Origin of the sequence: Microcystis sp. MC19 (assembly GCF_003019735.1) — a bacterium.
Lineage (GTDB): Bacteria > Cyanobacteriota > Cyanobacteriia > Cyanobacteriales > Microcystaceae > Microcystis.
The window spans coordinates 4,854,911-4,871,752 of record NZ_CP020664.1; the positions used below are offsets into that span (position 1 = coordinate 4,854,911).

Below are 16,842 nucleotides of genomic sequence, written 5' to 3' on the forward strand. Positions count from 1 at the left end.
AAAAAATTATGCAAGAGGTCTTCTGTCTAGCAGTGGTTTTTTGTCTCCACAATCTCTGGCAAGAAATCGATCGCTATTGGGGTAAAGGCAAATTGAGAAAATTTTTTCTCGATCGCTCCTAGAGTAGAGCAGTTATCTTAATAGTGAAGTTTTCCTTTTGGGGAGTCGGGAGATAGGATTTAGAGAGATGGGGATTTAGGGAAATTTCAGCTAAATTCCCCACTACCCCCACACCCCACGAAAAACTTGTTCAGCAAACCCTATTTAAGAAGTATGTGCGATCGCCCTATCTTTCGCGGGCAACCCCTGCTAGGATAAAATACGGGTGAAAAATTGCTAATCCAAGGAGTACAGACGTGATTGAACCTTTAGTGCTAGGGATTGTCCTAGGCTTAATTCCCATTACCCTAGCGGGTTTGTTCGTTGCCGCCTATTTACAGTACAAACGGGGCAATCAATTCGGCTTAGACTAAATCTATCACGCCAATCCCCCGAATTGAGACAATCTCCCGTCAAGCTAGGCACTAGACGGGAGATTTTCAACAGGACAAATTTGCCGCTTAACAGATTGTGGCTGCCGGCGTTGCCATCCCTGCAAAACTTATCTGTCTTGGGAAAGCACTCGCCTGAAACCAAAGGCTAGACGGCTGTTAAACTAGGAAAACGAATGACGGTTTCCGTATATTCGGGAACCCATCCGGCGGTACTGGTGAAGTAACGCACTGCTTTAACTCGTTTACTGGCAGTGAGGTGAAACCAGTGTTCGCTATGGGCGGGAACATTGATATATTCTTGAGGTTGAATAGTTAATTCCCCCTGAGAACCATCGGGAAAAACAAAGCCAAAAACCCCCTCCCCATCAATGATATAACGCACCTCATCGTCAGCGTGGGTGTGACAGCGCTCGAATTTGGCCAGTAAAGTGTCGAGATTGGCAAGGTCGGGGTGTAAAACGATTAAATCTCTGGATTGATAACCCGCTTCTTGCTTTAGTTGCTCAAAATAACCGTCTAAGCTGGTTAAAACTATTTCTTTTTCCTCGTCAGTCAGAGAAGCTTGCTTAAGTAGCTGACGGGTGGCTTCGTTTTCGATCGGCCAATAGTTTAAAGTAACATTTAATTTGGCCAATTCCAGACTAATATCGGCTAACTGGGTATAGGTTGTCCCATTCTCTAAGCGTAGTATCGCCATTAGTGATCATCCTCAAGATTACTTTTTCCATTTTAAAGTTTTCCAGAGAGAAGCCGCTCGATTTTTTGCCCCTCGATCTCTTGCCAGTTCCTAGGATTTTCTGCTCAAAAATGCTATTATGGTCTATATATGGGGAATTAGCTCAGTTGGTAGAGCGCTGCGATCGCACCGCAGAGGTCAGGGATTCGAGTTCCCTATTCTCCATTTTCCAGAGATATTAACCAGAAAGCAACTAGAAAATACCTTTTAATTCCTTCTCATGATTATAAATCCAATCAAAAATATCTTGGATTAATTTTCTACCATCTCGCTGAGGCTGCCATCCAGTTACAGAACTGATTTTGCGAGAATCAGTGATAAAAATTGGCATATCTCCGGTGCGATTTTCGGGAATTGCCTCAATTATTATACTATTGCCCGTGATTTCTTGACATAGTTTTGTGGTTTCATAAAGGGACAAGGAAAAATTTTGCCCACCCCCCACATTAAAAGTCTGCCCATTGAATTGTTCTAAATTAGCAATCTGAATATCGATTAAATCGAGTAAATCAGCTACATGAAGAAAATCTCTAACCTGTTTCCCTGTACCCCCATAACCGATATATTTTAAGGACTTCTGAAAGTAATGATTAGCTACCCAAAGGGCAAAAACTCCCTGATCAACTTTTCCCATTTGCCAAGGACCAGTTAAAACTCCACAGCGATTAATTAAAGTTCTTAATCCGTAGGCATCCCCATATTCATTAATAATCAATTCCGATGCTAACTTAGTGGAACCGTAGAGAGAACGGGGCAAATCTAAGGGAAATTGTTCACTGATACCAAAAGCAGAAACCCCAGGTAAATTTTGCTGTTCAGATAACTGAAAACGAGTATCTGTTTCTGTATAGTTTAATTGATTAAGATAGGCAATGGGATAAACTCTGCTGGTGGAGAGAAAAATAAAATCTGCTTGGGTTTGTCTAGCTAATTCTAAACAGTTAATCGTTCCAATTAAGTTTGTTTGCAAAACATAGCCAGGGGAAGTATAACCAGCTAAAACGGAAGGTTCTGCCGAACATTCTAGGATTAAATCCACTGGCAAAGCGGCTGCTTCTAAGTCTTCCGCATTTCTGACATCTCCATGAACAAATTCAATTCCTGCTTGTTTGAGACGGGGAATATTTAATTCAGAACCGCGACGTTTTAAGTTATCTAAGGCGATAATTTTCCAATCAGGATAACGTTGGGCTAATCCCAAACCTAAGGAACTACCCACAAAACCCGCACCACCAGTAATTAACACTTGCCTAGTCATCAAAAATACTCCTCTAGATGATAATTATCAAACAACTTGATTCTTTTTCTGTTTGCGCTTATAGTCGCCTCGAGAAAGGTGTTTTTCTAACCAGATAGAGAGAACTATAAATAAATAACGGCTACCCATTTCCTTGAGTTTTAACTTGGAAATCCCCGTGGTACGATTGCGCCAAGTGATGGGAATTGTCGTGTAGGAATATCCTCGCACGATTGCTTTTAAGGGCATCTCTACTGTTAAATTAAAATGGTGAGATAGTAGAGGTGAGATTCCTTCGATAACCTCCTTGCGATAGATTTTAAAGGCGTTAGTGGTATCATTAAATTTTAGCCCAAATAAAACTTGAATGAAGAGATTAGCCAAACGATTAACAATTAACTTGTGTATGGGATAATCAATAACTTTTCCTCCCTTGATAAAACGAGAACCAAAAACGCAATCGTAGCCTTCTTGCAGTTTATAATAATAGTCCACCATGTTATCGGGAGAGTCGGAATTATCTGCCATTACTACTGCCACTGCATCCCCGCTAAAATTTTCTAATCCACAGCGCACCGCAAACCCAAAACCGTTGGGATAATAGTTATTGATGTAGCGAATCCGAGGATTTTCTTGGTTGATTTTTTGCAGAACTGCTTCGGTGTTATCTTTGCTATTGTCATTAACCACTAGGATTTCATAATCAATTTTATCCTCTTCTAAACGTTCAGATATTAAGTGAGTTGTGCTTTCGATGCAATCTTCTTCGTTGTAAGCAGGGATAATTATTGATAGGGTTTTTACTGCATAGTTATCCCTTGATTGACGTGGGTGAGAGTAACCGTCCATCTCGAAAGCTGGTGCTAATCCTTCGGGATAGTACATTTCTGTCTCATTAGTCTTATTCTTAGGTTTAAAAATTAGGCTATCACTGGCAACATAATTAATACTAGCTCCCACTAAAACCCCAATCATTATGTTAACTCCGGGGCTAATTCCTAACCAGTTTAAGAAGGGAAATATCAAAAAAACTCGCAGTAAAACTGCTAAACCTGCCGAGAGATGATAGAGAGGCAGTTGTATCAAAATTACATCTCTAATTGTCCAATCTCCCCCAGTCCACACCCAGATTCTATAGATAAAAAAACTAGCAATTAAAGATATTTCTATCGAAATAACATTAGCAATATTTTTCAGAAATGGGGTATTAAATCCCAAGTCGTCAATGAACCAATAAATTAAGAATAAGTTGATTAGAAATGCCACTCCCCCAGCAATGAGAAATCGGAAAATTTTATTGTTGTAGATTTTAATTAACATAATAGTATCTTAAATATGCTCTGGTTTAGTTTTTTTGGGTCAACATTGCTACTAATAACATCACTAATGTCCTCTAGTTAACTAATTAACAGAGTCCCTCAATTACTACCAGTATATTTGGCTAAAAATCACTTTTGTAACGAGGGAAAACTAGCAGATAAAAACTGATCAAAATAATTCTTGATTTGCCCTAAGTCCAACGGCTAACGTTTTGACTAAAAATCTCTTTGAGAATATCCGTTACCGTGTAGGTTAACTGCCAATCAGGATAATGATTTTTAAACTTACTCACATCAGAAATCCACCAGATATGATCACCGATACGATTAGTCTCTACATACTGCCAGTTTAACTTTTTATCCGCAATTGCTTCACATTCTTGAATAGCTTCTAACATGGAACAATTACTAAAGCGACTACCACCGATATTATAAACTTCTGCTACTCGCGGGGCCTGATAAAAATGATAGAAAGCATTGACGAGATCGTAACTATGAATATTATCCCGTACCTGCTTACCCTTATACCCATAAATACTGTATTCTTTGCCAATCATCGTACATTTCATTAAGTAGGATAAAAACCCGTGTAATTGCGTTCCCGAATGACTTGGACCGGTTAAACAACCGCCACGAAAAGAGGCAGTTTTCATCTCAAAATAACGCCCGTATTCCTGTACCAACACATCCGCCGCCACTTTCGAGGCACCAAACAAAGAATGTTTACAAGCATCAATACTCATCAACTCGTCAATACCTTGAGCAAAATAAGGATGATTTTCCGAGATTTCCCAACGTAATTCTTTTTCTACTAAAGGCAATTCATTCGGTCTATCCCCGTAAACTTTATTAGTGGAACAGAAAATAAATACTGCTTGGGGACAGTGTTGACGAGTATTTTCTAATAATACTAAAGTTCCGTTAGCATTGACACTAAAATCCATATAGGGATCCTTAGCTGCCCAATCGTGGGAAGGTTGCGCCGCCGTATGGATAATTAAGGATATATCATGACTATAGGTTTTAAAGATAGCTGAAATAGCTTCATGATCGCGAATATCTACAGCATGGTGAATGTATTTATCCCCGTAATCTTGGGATAATTTGGCTCGATTCCACTCCGTCGAAGCGTCTTCGCCAAAAAATACCTGACGCATATTATTATCGATACCGACGACAGTATAACCCCGATCACAAAAAAATCTTACTGATTCGGAACCAATTAAACCAGCAGAACCGGTTACTAGAACTATCGCCATAACTATATCCTGAATTTTTTGCCTAGTTGTTCAGAAATTTCCCAAGTTGAGAAAACTTTCCCCGACTTTACTAGATAGGTTCGCCTTTGTCAATTAAACAGGAGGAGATTCCTTTAACTGCGGCAATTCCCTCAAAAATTATCGTCTTATCCACTAGGGGTGATTTAATCGCCTTTTCTTGCCAGTAATCCCTAATTAAGTCCCCATCTCCCCCTGTTAAAATTATCCTGCTCTCTGGATATAAATTTAACCATTCCCGACTGAATTTTTCTATTCCTGCCAAAATTGTATAAATTATCCCACTTCTTATCCCTTCTGCTGTTTCTTTTGCCCACATCTGCGGTAATCTTTCCGGTAAGGACACCTCTGGTAAGGCTGCCGTCCGTTCCCTTAAACTGGCTAATTGCACCTTTAACCCGGGTAAAATTGCTCCCCCCACTAGCTTTTTATCCCCATCCACTCCCGTAAAAGTTAAGGCTGTTCCCGCATCGATGACTAAACAGGGAAATCCGTATTTTTTTCCCGCACCTAAGACAGCTAAAGCTCGATCGATGCCTAATGTTGGATATAAATCCAGTAAAGGAATATCTTTTAAAGTAATTATCCGTAAATTGCCATAATTTGCCCATAATTCTCTTTGGTTAGGAACCACGGAGGCGACAATCAATGCACAGTTACAGTTATTTGTCAAGAGTTTAGGGAAAATTTGTTGCAAAAATTCATTACTTAGGGGTTCCCTCAGGTGAGGAGTATCGAGACAAGCTAACAGGGTTTGACCGCAAAAATACCCCCAATGTAGCCGAGAATTGCCGATCATCAAACCTATCCAGTCAGTATCTTGCTCAGTCATTTATTTAGTGGGAAGTGGGAAGTGGGGAGTGGGAAGTGGGGAAGTGGGGTGATGGGGAGAATAAATAAAAATAATCTCCTGACGACCGGCTCCTGACTCCTGACTACTGACTGCTGTTGATCAACGTAATTACCGTCACTTCGGGGGGACAAAAAAGACGACCGGGAAAATAGGTTCCTAAGCCGCGATTCACATATAATTGATTTTCCCCGACTCGGTGAAATCCCTCGGACCATTGCCAGTATCGGACTACTCTGCTAAACTGCCGGTGAAAGGGAACCCATTGACGATATGGGTCGGGCAGCGATCGCCTAAGTTTCTCTAAAACTATCGGTAGGGAACCCATACCCGGGATAGTCACTTGGCCTCCGTGGGTATGACCGGATAACTGCAAATCCACGCGCCAATCCCTTAAAACCATGGCTGTATCGGGATTGTGGGAAAGGACAAGTCTGGGTATATCGGGAGCAATTTGCTCGAGAATTTGGGGAAAAAATTCCCCAGACCAATAATCGGCCAATCCGACGATGGGAAAATTTTCGCCGTAGGGTGTGACGATTTCATTCCAGAGTACCCGAATTCCCACGCTAGTTAAGGCTGCTCTGACCGTTTCCCTTGCGTGGGGAGGATAACTGTCATGATTTCCTAAACAAGCATAAATACCCCCTTGACTTTCGAGAGCTTTTATGCTCTCGACCAGGGTAAAAATTGGCCTGGGACTATCGGTGATAAAGTCTCCCGTCAGGAAGATCAGATCGGGTTTTTCCTGATTAGTAATGGCGATCGCTTCTTGCAGGACAGCTTCAGGCAAATGCTGTTCATCGCAGTGCAGATCTGACCACTGCACCAACTTGATCCCTTGCAGCGCTGCCGGTAAGCTGGCAATTGCGATCGTTAATCTTTCTACCTGTAAGGATTCTAACCAAAAGGGTCGCATCGGTGAGCCGTTGTCGGTGAGTATGTCAACAGTCTATCAATTCCCGATGGGGATGTTGGGGGACGCTTCCGCAAACATCCCTCTCTTAACGATTAGCCTGGAAATTTACTGATAATTCTTTCCATAGCGGCCTCGACGTTGGCACGACTATTAAAAGCCGACAGCCGGAAATAACCCTCTCCGGCGGCCCCAAAGCCAGATCCAGGAGTTCCCACCACATTACAGGTATGTAGCAGTTTATCGAAGAAATCCCAACTCGATAGACCTTGGGGCGTTTTTACCCAAACGTAGGGCGCATTTACGCCGCCATGGACTTCTAAACCGGCAGCGGTTAATTTTTCTCGGATAATTGTTGCATTTTGTAAATAAAACTTGACAAGTTCTTGTACTTGTGCTTCTCCTTCCGGGGAATAAACCGCTTCGGCCCCCCGTTGGACAATATAGGAAACGCCGTTAAATTTGGTCGATTGCCGACGATTCCACAGTTTCCAGAGTTGCACATCCGTCCCGTCGGCCGCTTTGGCCATCAGACTTTGGGGAACCACGGTTAAAGCGCAACGGGTCCCAGTAAAACCGGCATTTTTAGAAAAAGAGCGAAATTCGATCGCACATTGCCGCGCCCCCTCGATTTCGTAGATGGAATGGGGTAAACTGGCATCGGTGATAAAGGCCTCATAGGCCGCATCAAAAAAGATAATCGATCCGTTGGCCCTAGCATAATTAACCCAAGCTGTCAAGTGTTCTTTGGTAGCCGTGGCCCCGGTGGGATTGTTGGGAAAACAGAGATAGATTAAATCGACTTTTTCCGCCGGAATCTGGGCAGTAAAGTTATTTTCGGCGGTAATTGGCAGATAAATCAAGCCCTCGTATTCGCCGCGGTCGTTGACCTCTCCCGTGTGTCCAGCCATAACGTTAGTATCAACGTAAACGGGATATACTGGGTCAGTTACGGCGATCGAGTTATTATCCCCAAAAATATCGAGAATATTGCCCGTATCGCACTTAGAACCGTCGGAAATAAAGATTTCATCGGCACTTATCTCACAACCGCGAGCCTGAAAATCATGGACGGCGATTTTCTCCCTTAACCAAGCATAACCCTGTTCGGGCCCGTAACCCTTAAAGCTAGAGCGATCGCCCATTTCCTCCACCGCTTTGATCATTGCCTCACGACAAGCTAGGGGCAAAGGTTCGGTGACATCGCCAATCCCCAAACGGATAATGTTAGCATCAGGATTGGCTGCCGCAAAAGCTTGGACTCGTCGGGCAATTTCCGGGAAAAGATAACCCGCTTTTAGTTTTAAGTAATTACTGTTAATGGTTGCCATAATTATTCTCGTTTCAGTCGCAACCTTTAATTTTATAACAGTCAGTCATCGGCCGTCAGTTTTGATCGCCCCCCTGCACGCAGTAGGATTGGGTGTAGGCGGTTGTCTTTCGATATACAATCAGAGAAAAACCTCTTAATAACTGACATTAGTATGGGTGAATCAAAACGTCGTCAATCGGCCCTGGGTGATAAGTATGGACAGGAAGAAAACATCCTGCCTTGGCTACCGATTACCAAAAGTCAAGCATCCCAAGCTTACAAGTTAACCACTAGGGGTGCCTGGATTGGTATAGGAGTTTTAGCCGGGGTTTGGCTAGTTATTCGTTTTGTCGGGCCGGCCTTCGGTTGGTGGGATGTCCAATAACTGGTTAAGGCTGCCTCAGTTATCAGTTATCAGTTATCAGTTATCAGTTATCAGTTATCAGTAAAAAACTCCCCACCAGAAAATTAATTTTATTGGTTTGCCAAGATCTGGTCATCGATCGCCAAGTCTATTTCTTGCTGATCGCGACCGGCAGCGAGATAATCATTCTGGAAGGAGTCTGTTAAACCACTGACGAGATCATATTCGGGCTGCCAGTTTAACTCCCGGGTGGCCTTATTAATATCAGCGTAAAAATGTTGAACCCGCAGGGGGAAAGGTTTCTTTTTGCCGAAGTCAAATTTTTTGGGGTTATAGTTAACAATCTCGATTTCCTCGGCATTTTTCCCCATGGCTGCCGCGCAAGCTTTTGCTAAACCGTTAAAAGTTACATAGCGATCGCCAGAAATATTATACACTTGACCGATAGCCTGAGAATTACCCAATACTGCGGCCATGGCCTTAGCTAGATCGACAACGTGACCAAATTGGGTAAAATGTTCCCCATGACCGGGTATAGGAATAGGACGATTACGAACCAAACGGTCAAAAAACCAAGCTTCTAGGTCATTATAGTTACCCGGTCCGTAGATATAGACTGGACGGATAGAAGTCCAGGGTAAACCCATCTCGCTTAAATAGTTTTCTGTCTCGTGTTTTCCCTTGTGGCGACTTTTGGGGTCTAGTTTATCCCCTTCCTTATGGGGCATTTGGTCGGATTTTAGATAAACCCCCGCCGAGCTAACATAGACAAAATGCCTGATTCTGTCGCCAAAAATCTCGACGAGGGGCTGAGTATCACTTAATTCTCTGCCATTATTATCGAAAATTGCCTCAAAACTCTCATTTTTAAGCTTTTCTTTCAGTTGCGCTGGGTCAGTGCGATCGCCATGTATCTGTCGTACTCCAGCAACCGGAGCGGGTTTATTGCCACGATTGAATAATACTACCTCATGACCCTGTTCTACTAACACTTTAGTCAGAGAAACGCCGATAAATCGGGTTCCACCCATAATTAAAATTTTCATAAGATGATGGCATAGATATCAAGGTTATATTATCACTCTTTCAGCCATCACCCCACACCCCCTGCCCCCCCGATGTCGGGGGGGTTGGGGGGGTCACACCCCACACCCCACGAAAAACTTTTTCAGCAAACCCTAATTAGTCAACAGAGGAGGTCAAAATTATGACTTTAGCCAAGGTAAAAAATCTGTATGATCAAGATTTTGCTTTGTGGATAGAGAAGACGGTTAAGCAATTAAAATCTGGGGATTTATCTCAGGTTGATTTGGAGAATTTGATCGAGGAGGTGGAATCTTTGGGAAGACGAGACAAAAGGGAACTCAAAAACCGTTTAATTACATTATTTGAACAGGCTTTAAAACGGCGTTATCTTCCTTTATCCGAATGTTATCGAGGTTGGGAAGTAACAATTAAACGCTGTCAATTTAAGTTAAAAGCTATCCTTAAAGATTCCCCTAGTTTATGCAGTTTTTTAACCGATATTTGTGACAATTGTTATCAGGAAGTGGTGGAGAATATGCGAATTGAATATGATGCTAATTTTCCCGATGTTTGTCCTTTTTCTAAGGATATTGATGGTTTATTAAATCATAAGTTTTGGGAAGATGAAAAATAGGTCACATCCTAATCTTTGGGGGGAATTGCCATCACTTGATTATTATTAATCACCAATTTACCGCCCAACTTTTCGATATTTTCCTTAGCTAACCTGCGGGTTTCTTCATCTTGGCTATTTATCCAGACTAACATCCAAGCACCGACTCTAGGAGCGCGACTATCGGGATTAGTTTCTAAAAATTTCACTGTTCCCCTAGCGGATTTTTCGATAAATTCATTACCAGCAATTTTCGCCCAATCGGCGGCCATTTGATAGGATTTTTTCGCTGCGGGAATATCACCTAAAAATAATAGTTCATCCACTCCTTTATATAACCAAATAAAATAGGCATCGGCGACATCAGGAGTTAGTTTTGATAAACCTTTATTCATAATCTCAACGGTTCTTTCCGGTTTACCGGCATTGACAGAAGAAGCGACGGACATCATCAAATAGGCGCGGATAAATTTGGGGTCATTTTTAGTGACAATTTCCATAAAATCGGGACTTAAACCGTAACCAGTTTCCCGGCGAGCATCCCCATCGCCATAGTATTGTATAAACTGTAACATTGACCAATTGGCTAACATATTGTCAAAGCCAAAAGCTGGTATATTTTTTAATAACTGAACCTGAGCATTTTCTAGACGAGACTCTTGACGATAATTTCTCTCTAATAATTTTTCTTTGGTCAAGGTTTTCACCTTTTCCTGTTGCATTTCCACAATAGCCATGATTAGTCCACCGATGACGGCGACTAAACCCAGAGTTTTAAGTAAGGATAGATTGAGAGATTTTTTTGCGCCTACCATAGCTTTAAATAAAAGTCAATAATCAGTGTAGGGTTAATTCATGAATTAACCCTACGATGAATTAACCTACAAATCACGCCCTTCATAATTATAACCATTTACTTATCAACAAAAATAAAAGATTTTTGGGTTTATTTTAATTAATTTTAACGCCATTAACACAATCAAGAACACCGGCGTCATTCGTGGTAGAAACATTATCTTCTAAAGGAGTTTCATCCTCACAAACAATACCGGTATAGGCCCCAGCTGCCGTTTGTCCAGCCGCTCCAGCATAATTTTTAATATCGTCATCAAATTCAGTCACAGCATTCGCTAGATAGGCCGCTCCAAAGGCATCGGGGGTTCCCACTTCGCTGATATCATAGAATGTTAGGGAAATAGTGGCAGCTTCCAGAGCTAGTTCAGATAAAGTAGCAAAAGTCCCTTTTTCATAACGATAACCCTGTTGGGCGCGATTGATTAATCCCAGTGCTGCGCGCGCTTCTGCTTGCCTACCCTTGGCGATTTGTCCTAAGAGATTCGGTAAACTGATGGCAGCGAGAACCCCCAATAAAATCACCACTACTAACAATTCTATTAGAGTAAAACCCCTCGCTTTTTTTTCCTGTGATTTGATTGCTGAAAAAAGAAGGTATTTCATAGTTAGGCGCTGGCAATTCAGTTATCAGTTATCAGTTATCAGTTAAGTAGGTAGGCACAATTATTTGTAGGATGGGTTAGCGGTAGCGTAACCCATGCGGGCGTTGGGTTTCATGCTTCAACCCAACCTACGTTTATTTTATATTTAATTCCACCCACCTACTTATCAGTTATCAGTTATCGGGAGACAGGAGATTGGTTTTATTTATTCTCCCCACTTCCCCACTTCCCCACTTCCCCACTTCCCCACTTCCCCAAAAAATCAAAAGCGCAAGGTTTCCGAGAAAACATTTCCCTGCCACCTTCCGCTAGATTATCAATTGTTGGTTATTATGCCAGAAAGCTTTTAAGCAATCTGGGAAGAATATCTAGTTAACTTCTGTGCTGTCGGTTGGACAATCATCCACCGTACCTGTAGTTACAGTCGCCGTGACAGTATCTGCAGGTGTATTTGCTTCACAAATGATTGAACTGAAAACACCCTCATCGGTTTGACCTACTGCAGCAGAGTAGTCGCGAATATCGTTGCTAAAACCAGTTTTAGCCGTAGCATTGTTTACAGCTTGTGTGGCATCAAAACCAGCCTCAGTATCAGGATAGTCGTAGTATTCAGGTTGTATAGATATGGGCAAGTCGTTGTCATTAGCTGTAAGGGAGAATTGTCCAAAAGTAGCCTTCTGTAAGCGGAAAGCCTGTTGAGCGCGGTTAATGGCAGCGAGGTTGGTGCGAGCTTCCACTTGTCTGCCTTTGGCTACCTGACCGAGGAGGTTGGGGAGAGCGATGGCGGCGAGTACACCGATGATGATAACAACAACTAGGAGTTCAATGAGGGTGAAACCTTTGTTACGGTTCTTTTTGTTGAGAGCTTGGAGGAGTTTGAATTTGAAGGTGGAGTTCATAGGTATATCCTTTGGTAAGTGTTTTTTGTTCTCTATAAACAACTTACCCACCTGTTTCAGAAAACCTATCACCCTTGGGAAAAATTTTTTTTGGGGAAGTGGGGTGGTGGGGGAATGGGGGAATGGGGTGATGGGGTGGTGGGGGAATGGGGGAATGGGGAAGTGGGGTGATGGGGATTTTCCTGAATTTAGGTTTGACAAGAGGTATTGTAAGGTTTTAGGACTGATCGTCAACATGACTAATAATGCCGATAAATGGCTACTAAAAACCCCAAAATCCCCAAAACCCTAAGTTCCCAAAACCCTAAGTTCCCATTTCAGGTTAGGTTTAAGTATCGGGGGTAACTTCTAGGGATTGGGGAAAAAACCGAAAAGTTTAGCAGCACCTCCCAAGACAGCAACCACCAAAGCTATCAGAATCCCCCGGTTGGTGAACTCCTGATAACCAACCCGTGCCGTTAATCCCTCGATTTTCTCGTCTAATACTTTAATATCGCCTTTTAACTCGGCCTTGAGTTCGGCCTGTCCGATTTCTAATTTTGTGAGACGTTCATCGATTTTGTCGATTTTACTTTCAATCCTGGTTAGGACAGCTTCTAGGGAATAGCTGACGGTTTCGTTGGACATTTGCTAGACTCCTAAAGTTATCAATAGTTTTCGGGGTGTGAGACTAGAGAATTTTAGGGATTGTTACCGAGGAAAAGAATTCTGAGGCTCTTCTAGGTTCTGTGTGATCAGTTTAACTTACAATATGATCGATCAATCTTTGTGTCCTTTGTGTCTTTGTGGTTCGTTCCACTCACTCGCCAGCAGGACTGTATCCTAGAATACATTTTACCCACCAAACCTGGGAGAGCCAATTCTGATAGCAACGGTGATAATTGCACCGATAGCGGCACTCATGGCACCGATAAGGATAGGGACAATCAGACCTCGAAAACCCTGTAGGTCAGAAATAGCCTTAACTAGAGTGTATTGCTCATTTTCTACTTTTTCTAGTCTTTTATCCATCCCTTCGACTTTCTCAGTTAGTTTAGCTTGTCCTACCTTTAAATCATTTACATCTCTTTGCAAGGTGTCCATTTTCTGATTGACATCTTTTTGCAAGGTGTCCATTTTCTGATTGACTTCCTTGATGCTGTCTTTAATTTCCTTAAGGACCGATTCTAGGGAATAAGTTACAGTTTCGTTAGACATTTTGCTATACATCTATACAGTTTGGGTTTTTGAGCGGTCATTTATTATGATCATAAAGCTCGTAGCCTTGCCTAGGAGCCACTTCTAGGGATTGGGGAAAAAACCAAAAAGTTTAGCAGCACCTCCCAAGACAGCAACCACCAAAGCTATCAGAATCCCCCGGTTGGTGAACTCCTGATAACCAACCCGTGCCGTTAATCCCTCGATTTTCTCGTCTAATACTTTAATATCTCCTTTTAACTCTCCCTTTAACCCCTCGATTTTCTCGTCTAATACTTTAATATCGCCTTTTAACTCGGCCTTGAGTTCGGCCTGTCCGATTTCTACTTTGGTTAGCCGGTCCTCTACCTTGTCAAATCTCTCATCCATCCGTTTTTCAAGGGAGTCGATTTTACTCTCAATCCTAGTTAGGACCGATTCTAGGGAATAAGTTACAGTTTCGTTAGACATTTGCTAGACTCCTAAAGTTATCAATAGTTTTCGGGGTGTGAGACTGGAGAATTTTAGGGATTGGCGCTCAAAGATTGGCTATTATCCCAGCAACTACCTAACGCTAGAAAAGGGATAATGTGACTGCGATAATTAAACCGGAGACTAATAGGACAAAACCGCTAACCAAAGACCAAAAAGGGGGATAAACCCGAATATTTCCGCCAGAGTGAGTTATTTGACTCCATTCGAGACGAGGAGATAAATCGCGACGAAACCAACCGAGAATCTGTACTGATGTATTATTTATTGCTGCCATGGGGGGGTTAGTAGTCCTGATTTTATGCCAAAAACCGAAACGATAGTTAGGAGCGAGGGGAATTATGCCGGTGCTATCTTTCAGAAAAAAATTCTTTCCCTGAGCAATTAACTCACCGTGGAGTCGGACGGGGATAGATGGGAGGGGATGACTGTAAGGATTATCGGTTAAAGAAAAAATATCGCTGAAACTAGCATTTTTGAGAGGAGGATAACTGGCTAATCGATTGATAATTATACCCAAACCCCCAGCGACTAAAATTAGCCCCAATGCAGCCCAAGAGCTAAATTTCAGACCAAGAAAACCAGCGATGACAACCCCAATAATAAAGCCTAGTCCCCAGGCATAATATAAACATAGTCGCAGCAAAAAGTTTTGATGGAGTTTCTTGCGATCTAATTCTATTTCTTGGCGTAATATTTCCTCCAGACTAAATTCTATATCTAGATCCATCTGTCGGGCATAGTTAGCTAAAGCGCCAATCCTTTTACCAGTCAGGGGATGATTAGATTGCCACTCTAACCATTTTGCCCAAGGATTATATATATCCCAGAGAAAACTCTGTCCGATCCGGCGAGACTCCAATGCGATACCATAAACGTTACCGGCAATGATCCCATCCTGCTCCTGGGCAATATTTAATACATTTATACTTAATGACAGGGGACTGGACTGGGCAGTTTCTTGGACTAAACCAAAGGCAATTTTTACTAAAGCGCGGGCCAAAGCATTGGGATTACCGGTAACTTGGGCAGCAAAATGATCGGCGAAGTATTCCCTAGTACGAGACAGATAAAGACTGCAAAAAACAAGAATTTGCCTAAAAATAGTGATAATTGATGAGAGAAGGCCTAGAAAAACTGTGTCTTTAAAACTATTACCTTGATTTTGAGCAAAAGAGTCGATATAACAGCTTAAATGGTCGAAACTAGCACAGATAGTCATCAGGGCAAAGTCTCCCTGCCAAATATGCCCTAATTCATGAGCATATACCGTCGCTAGTTCCTCATCGTCGAGATAGGTAAATAAACCTCTGCCAACTACTAAGCGAGCATTACCCCGTCGAGAGCCATAGGTAAAAGCGAGGGGCTGTCCATCTTCGATAATGCCTAGTTTTGGCGGTTCTAACCCTTTTTCTCGGCATATACGCCCGATTACTGCCGCCGATTCTGGGCTATCCCGTTTAATTTCCGCTAAGGACACCCAACGCACTCGATACAGACGTTCTTGTGTCCAATCAATTAGATTCGGGGCGATAAAAAGGATGAGTCCGCCTAAGAAACTCGTCAAGAGCAAGGCAATAATTACACCCGTCTCCCCAGGGATGGGGAGCAAACGGATAATTGCAAAAAAAAGACTCGACACCATAGCATAAAAAGCCGTGATTGTCAATAGTTTAGCAAAAATAAGTCTATTGGCGGGGATAACCCGGCATAACCGCACGCTTACCTGTGCTGCTCGTCCTGCCTTGGGCAGCGATCGAGATTTGACCCCATTAATGGCAATACCGGGGGTTTTTTGTTCAGCACTAAAGATTGTCAGTAATCCTTTGGCCCACTGACTAACTTCCTGATCAAGATGATTTTCTAATTCCAAGGCTAATGCGATCGCTTGTTGCCGTTGATTATTGCCGCGATAGGCCCGAGCAAGAGCCATTTTAGCCTGAATATATAAGGGAGAATAAAAATTAGCCGATTGTTGACAATATTCTTCCAGTAATTCCACCGCTCTTGCGTAATCCTTTAGCTGCAGACATTTTAATCCTTCTTCCAGTGACATAGATATACCTTAGCTGTTTATCTATCTTTAGAGATACCCAGAATTGTAGGAAAGATTAAAGGAGTTGGGGAAGTGGGGGTGTAGGGTGTGGGGTGTGGGGTGTGGGGGATTTTTCAGTGAGCAGTAAACAGTAAACAGTAAACAGTAAACAGTAATCAGTGAACTTAAAACTCTGGGTTCGACGGTAGTGACCATGATGGAAATTACTTGACTACATAGCTATATAGGATTTTAAACATAAATAGGTAAGCCAATGATAAATATTAAGTTTTATCAATATTTTGGGCAGTAGTGAGGGAGGGAATCGGACAAGTTGGCGAGCCGATTAGGGAAATAGGGAGTAGAATAGAAAGGTTGTGAGTCTATAACTATCGTTAAAATACTATGGCTTGTCCCAAGAAGAAAACCTCAAATGCCAAGCGCGACCAACGGAGAGCGCACTGGAGAAAGCAAGCGGCTCGGGAAGCGCAAAAAGCCTTATCTTTGGGTAAATCTGTCCTTTCTGGTCGTTCTAACAGCTTTGTCTATCCCACTAAAGAGGAAGAAGAAGGGGAAGACGAGGAATAACTTGATAGTGGGGAGTGAGGTTGAGAAAACCTTTTCGCTCCCTAATATTTT

19 protein-coding genes and 1 tRNA gene are annotated in these 16,842 nt (G+C 42.4%); 5 read left to right on the plus strand and 15 right to left on the minus strand.

Annotation, left to right across the window (positions count from 1 at the left end):
• The first annotated feature begins 356 nt into the window (after nucleotides 1-356).
• Nucleotides 357-473 (plus strand): cytochrome b6-f complex subunit V, encoded by a 117-nt coding sequence (gene petG, locus B5D77_RS24730; RefSeq protein ID WP_002738052.1) that lies wholly within the window; start codon nucleotides 357-359, stop codon nucleotides 471-473.
• A 166-nt stretch (nucleotides 474-639) separates the two neighbouring features.
• Here the strand turns inward: petG and B5D77_RS24735 are convergent, their stop codons facing one another.
• Nucleotides 640-1,191, minus strand: a complete 552-nt coding sequence (locus B5D77_RS24735; RefSeq protein WP_008200011.1) for an acireductone dioxygenase — start codon at nucleotides 1,189-1,191, stop codon at nucleotides 640-642.
• A 131-nt stretch (nucleotides 1,192-1,322) separates the two neighbouring features.
• On the opposite strand from B5D77_RS24735, the gene B5D77_RS24740 reads away from it, so the two are divergent.
• Nucleotides 1,323-1,395: transfer RNA gene (locus B5D77_RS24740), tRNA-Ala, on the plus strand.
• A gap of 28 nt (nucleotides 1,396-1,423) precedes the next feature.
• On the opposite strand, the gene B5D77_RS24745 is transcribed toward B5D77_RS24740, so the two are convergent.
• The 6 genes from B5D77_RS24745 to B5D77_RS24770 form a co-directional block, all read right to left on the minus strand.
• Nucleotides 1,424-2,488 (minus strand): NAD-dependent epimerase/dehydratase family protein, encoded by a 1,065-nt coding sequence (locus tag B5D77_RS24745; RefSeq protein ID WP_106909856.1) that lies wholly within the window; start codon nucleotides 2,486-2,488, stop codon nucleotides 1,424-1,426.
• Nucleotides 2,489-2,515: 27 nt separating this feature from the next.
• Nucleotides 2,516-3,787 carry a glycosyltransferase gene (locus B5D77_RS24750; protein ID WP_106909857.1) on the minus strand — a complete coding sequence of 424 codons (1,272 nt, stop codon included), beginning with the start codon at nucleotides 3,785-3,787 and terminating at the stop codon, nucleotides 2,516-2,518.
• A 190-nt stretch (nucleotides 3,788-3,977) separates the two neighbouring features.
• On the minus strand, nucleotides 3,978-5,045 hold the full coding sequence (locus tag B5D77_RS24755) for an NAD-dependent epimerase/dehydratase family protein (protein ID WP_106909858.1): 1,068 nt from the start codon (nucleotides 5,043-5,045) through the stop codon (nucleotides 3,978-3,980).
• 70 nt (nucleotides 5,046-5,115) lie between these two features.
• Nucleotides 5,116-5,895, minus strand: a complete 780-nt coding sequence (locus B5D77_RS24760; RefSeq protein WP_106909859.1) for a pantothenate kinase — start codon at nucleotides 5,893-5,895, stop codon at nucleotides 5,116-5,118.
• A 103-nt stretch (nucleotides 5,896-5,998) separates the two neighbouring features.
• Nucleotides 5,999-6,832 (minus strand): metallophosphoesterase, encoded by an 834-nt coding sequence (locus B5D77_RS24765; RefSeq protein WP_106909860.1) that lies wholly within the window; start codon nucleotides 6,830-6,832, stop codon nucleotides 5,999-6,001.
• 92 nt (nucleotides 6,833-6,924) lie between these two features.
• The gene (locus tag B5D77_RS24770; protein WP_106909861.1) at nucleotides 6,925-8,160 is read right to left on the minus strand and encodes an LL-diaminopimelate aminotransferase; all 1,236 of its coding nucleotides are present in this window, start codon (nucleotides 8,158-8,160) and stop codon (nucleotides 6,925-6,927) included.
• Nucleotides 8,161-8,313: 153 nt separating this feature from the next.
• On the opposite strand from B5D77_RS24770, the gene B5D77_RS24775 reads away from it, so the two are divergent.
• The gene (locus B5D77_RS24775; RefSeq protein ID WP_008200026.1) at nucleotides 8,314-8,526 is read left to right on the plus strand and encodes a DUF2839 domain-containing protein; all 213 of its coding nucleotides are present in this window, start codon (nucleotides 8,314-8,316) and stop codon (nucleotides 8,524-8,526) included.
• Between the two features lie 89 nt (nucleotides 8,527-8,615).
• Here the strand turns inward: B5D77_RS24775 and B5D77_RS24780 are convergent, their stop codons facing one another.
• A complete protein-coding gene (locus tag B5D77_RS24780) occupies nucleotides 8,616-9,551 on the minus strand; it encodes an NAD-dependent epimerase/dehydratase family protein (RefSeq protein WP_106909862.1) in 936 nt (311 codons plus the stop codon).
• Nucleotides 9,552-9,712: 161 nt separating this feature from the next.
• On the opposite strand from B5D77_RS24780, the gene B5D77_RS24785 reads away from it, so the two are divergent.
• Entirely contained in the window at nucleotides 9,713-10,165 is a 453-nt protein-coding gene (locus tag B5D77_RS24785) for a DUF29 domain-containing protein (RefSeq protein WP_106909863.1), read from the plus strand.
• Nucleotides 10,166-10,173: 8 nt separating this feature from the next.
• Here the strand turns inward: B5D77_RS24785 and B5D77_RS24790 are convergent, their stop codons facing one another.
• The 7 genes from B5D77_RS24790 to B5D77_RS24830 all read right to left on the minus strand — a co-directional run bounded on the left by B5D77_RS24790 (nucleotide 10,174) and on the right by B5D77_RS24830 (nucleotide 16,224).
• Nucleotides 10,174-10,959, minus strand: coding sequence for a hypothetical protein (locus B5D77_RS24790; RefSeq protein ID WP_106909864.1), 786 nt, complete (start codon nucleotides 10,957-10,959; stop codon nucleotides 10,174-10,176).
• A 136-nt stretch (nucleotides 10,960-11,095) separates the two neighbouring features.
• A complete protein-coding gene (locus B5D77_RS24795) occupies nucleotides 11,096-11,602 on the minus strand; it encodes a type IV pilin-like G/H family protein (protein ID WP_106909865.1) in 507 nt (168 codons plus the stop codon).
• Between the two features lie 367 nt (nucleotides 11,603-11,969).
• A complete protein-coding gene (locus tag B5D77_RS24800; protein WP_106909866.1) occupies nucleotides 11,970-12,500 on the minus strand; it encodes a type IV pilin-like G/H family protein in 531 nt (176 codons plus the stop codon).
• A gap of 348 nt (nucleotides 12,501-12,848) precedes the next feature.
• Complete coding sequence (locus tag B5D77_RS24810) at nucleotides 12,849-13,127, minus strand: DUF4164 domain-containing protein (protein WP_106909867.1); 279 nt, start codon at nucleotides 13,125-13,127, stop codon at nucleotides 12,849-12,851.
• Between the two features lie 207 nt (nucleotides 13,128-13,334).
• Nucleotides 13,335-13,697, minus strand: coding sequence for a shikimate dehydrogenase (locus B5D77_RS24820; protein ID WP_106910065.1), 363 nt, complete (start codon nucleotides 13,695-13,697; stop codon nucleotides 13,335-13,337).
• Between the two features lie 84 nt (nucleotides 13,698-13,781).
• Nucleotides 13,782-14,147 (minus strand): DUF4164 family protein, encoded by a 366-nt coding sequence (locus B5D77_RS24825; protein WP_106909868.1) that lies wholly within the window; start codon nucleotides 14,145-14,147, stop codon nucleotides 13,782-13,784.
• Nucleotides 14,148-14,250: 103 nt separating this feature from the next.
• A complete protein-coding gene (locus tag B5D77_RS24830) occupies nucleotides 14,251-16,224 on the minus strand; it encodes a M48 family metalloprotease (RefSeq protein ID WP_106909869.1) in 1,974 nt (657 codons plus the stop codon).
• Nucleotides 16,225-16,608: 384 nt separating this feature from the next.
• On the opposite strand from B5D77_RS24830, the gene rpmF reads away from it, so the two are divergent.
• Nucleotides 16,609-16,791 (plus strand): 50S ribosomal protein L32, encoded by a 183-nt coding sequence (rpmF, locus tag B5D77_RS24835; RefSeq protein ID WP_002742494.1) that lies wholly within the window; start codon nucleotides 16,609-16,611, stop codon nucleotides 16,789-16,791.
• The last annotated feature ends 51 nt before the right edge of the window (nucleotides 16,792-16,842 follow it).

Coding starts and splice junctions, on each gene's coding strand:
- B5D77_RS24735 (WP_008200011.1), bottom strand. CDS start 1,191: ATGGCGATACTACGCTTAGAGAATGGGACAACCTATACCCAGTTAGCC.
- B5D77_RS24745 (WP_106909856.1), bottom strand. CDS start 2,488: ATGACTAGGCAAGTGTTAATTACTGGTGGTGCGGGTTTTGTGGGTAGT.
- B5D77_RS24750 (WP_106909857.1), bottom strand. CDS start 3,787: ATGTTAATTAAAATCTACAACAATAAAATTTTCCGATTTCTCATTGCT.
- B5D77_RS24755 (WP_106909858.1), bottom strand. CDS start 5,045: ATGGCGATAGTTCTAGTAACCGGTTCTGCTGGTTTAATTGGTTCCGAA.
- B5D77_RS24760 (WP_106909859.1), bottom strand. CDS start 5,895: ATGACTGAGCAAGATACTGACTGGATAGGTTTGATGATCGGCAATTCT.
- B5D77_RS24765 (WP_106909860.1), bottom strand. CDS start 6,832: ATGCGACCCTTTTGGTTAGAATCCTTACAGGTAGAAAGATTAACGATC.
- B5D77_RS24770 (WP_106909861.1), bottom strand. CDS start 8,160: ATGGCAACCATTAACAGTAATTACTTAAAACTAAAAGCGGGTTATCTT.
- B5D77_RS24775 (WP_008200026.1), top strand. CDS start 8,314: ATGGGTGAATCAAAACGTCGTCAATCGGCCCTGGGTGATAAGTATGGA.
- B5D77_RS24780 (WP_106909862.1), bottom strand. CDS start 9,551: ATGAAAATTTTAATTATGGGTGGAACCCGATTTATCGGCGTTTCTCTG.
- B5D77_RS24785 (WP_106909863.1), top strand. CDS start 9,713: ATGACTTTAGCCAAGGTAAAAAATCTGTATGATCAAGATTTTGCTTTG.
- B5D77_RS24790 (WP_106909864.1), bottom strand. CDS start 10,959: ATGGTAGGCGCAAAAAAATCTCTCAATCTATCCTTACTTAAAACTCTG.
- B5D77_RS24795 (WP_106909865.1), bottom strand. CDS start 11,602: ATGAAATACCTTCTTTTTTCAGCAATCAAATCACAGGAAAAAAAAGCG.
- B5D77_RS24800 (WP_106909866.1), bottom strand. CDS start 12,500: ATGAACTCCACCTTCAAATTCAAACTCCTCCAAGCTCTCAACAAAAAG.
- B5D77_RS24810 (WP_106909867.1), bottom strand. CDS start 13,127: ATGTCCAACGAAACCGTCAGCTATTCCCTAGAAGCTGTCCTAACCAGG.
- B5D77_RS24820 (WP_106910065.1), bottom strand. CDS start 13,697: ATGTCTAACGAAACTGTAACTTATTCCCTAGAATCGGTCCTTAAGGAA.
- B5D77_RS24825 (WP_106909868.1), bottom strand. CDS start 14,147: ATGTCTAACGAAACTGTAACTTATTCCCTAGAATCGGTCCTAACTAGG.
- B5D77_RS24830 (WP_106909869.1), bottom strand. CDS start 16,224: ATGTCACTGGAAGAAGGATTAAAATGTCTGCAGCTAAAGGATTACGCA.
- rpmF (WP_002742494.1), top strand. CDS start 16,609: ATGGCTTGTCCCAAGAAGAAAACCTCAAATGCCAAGCGCGACCAACGG.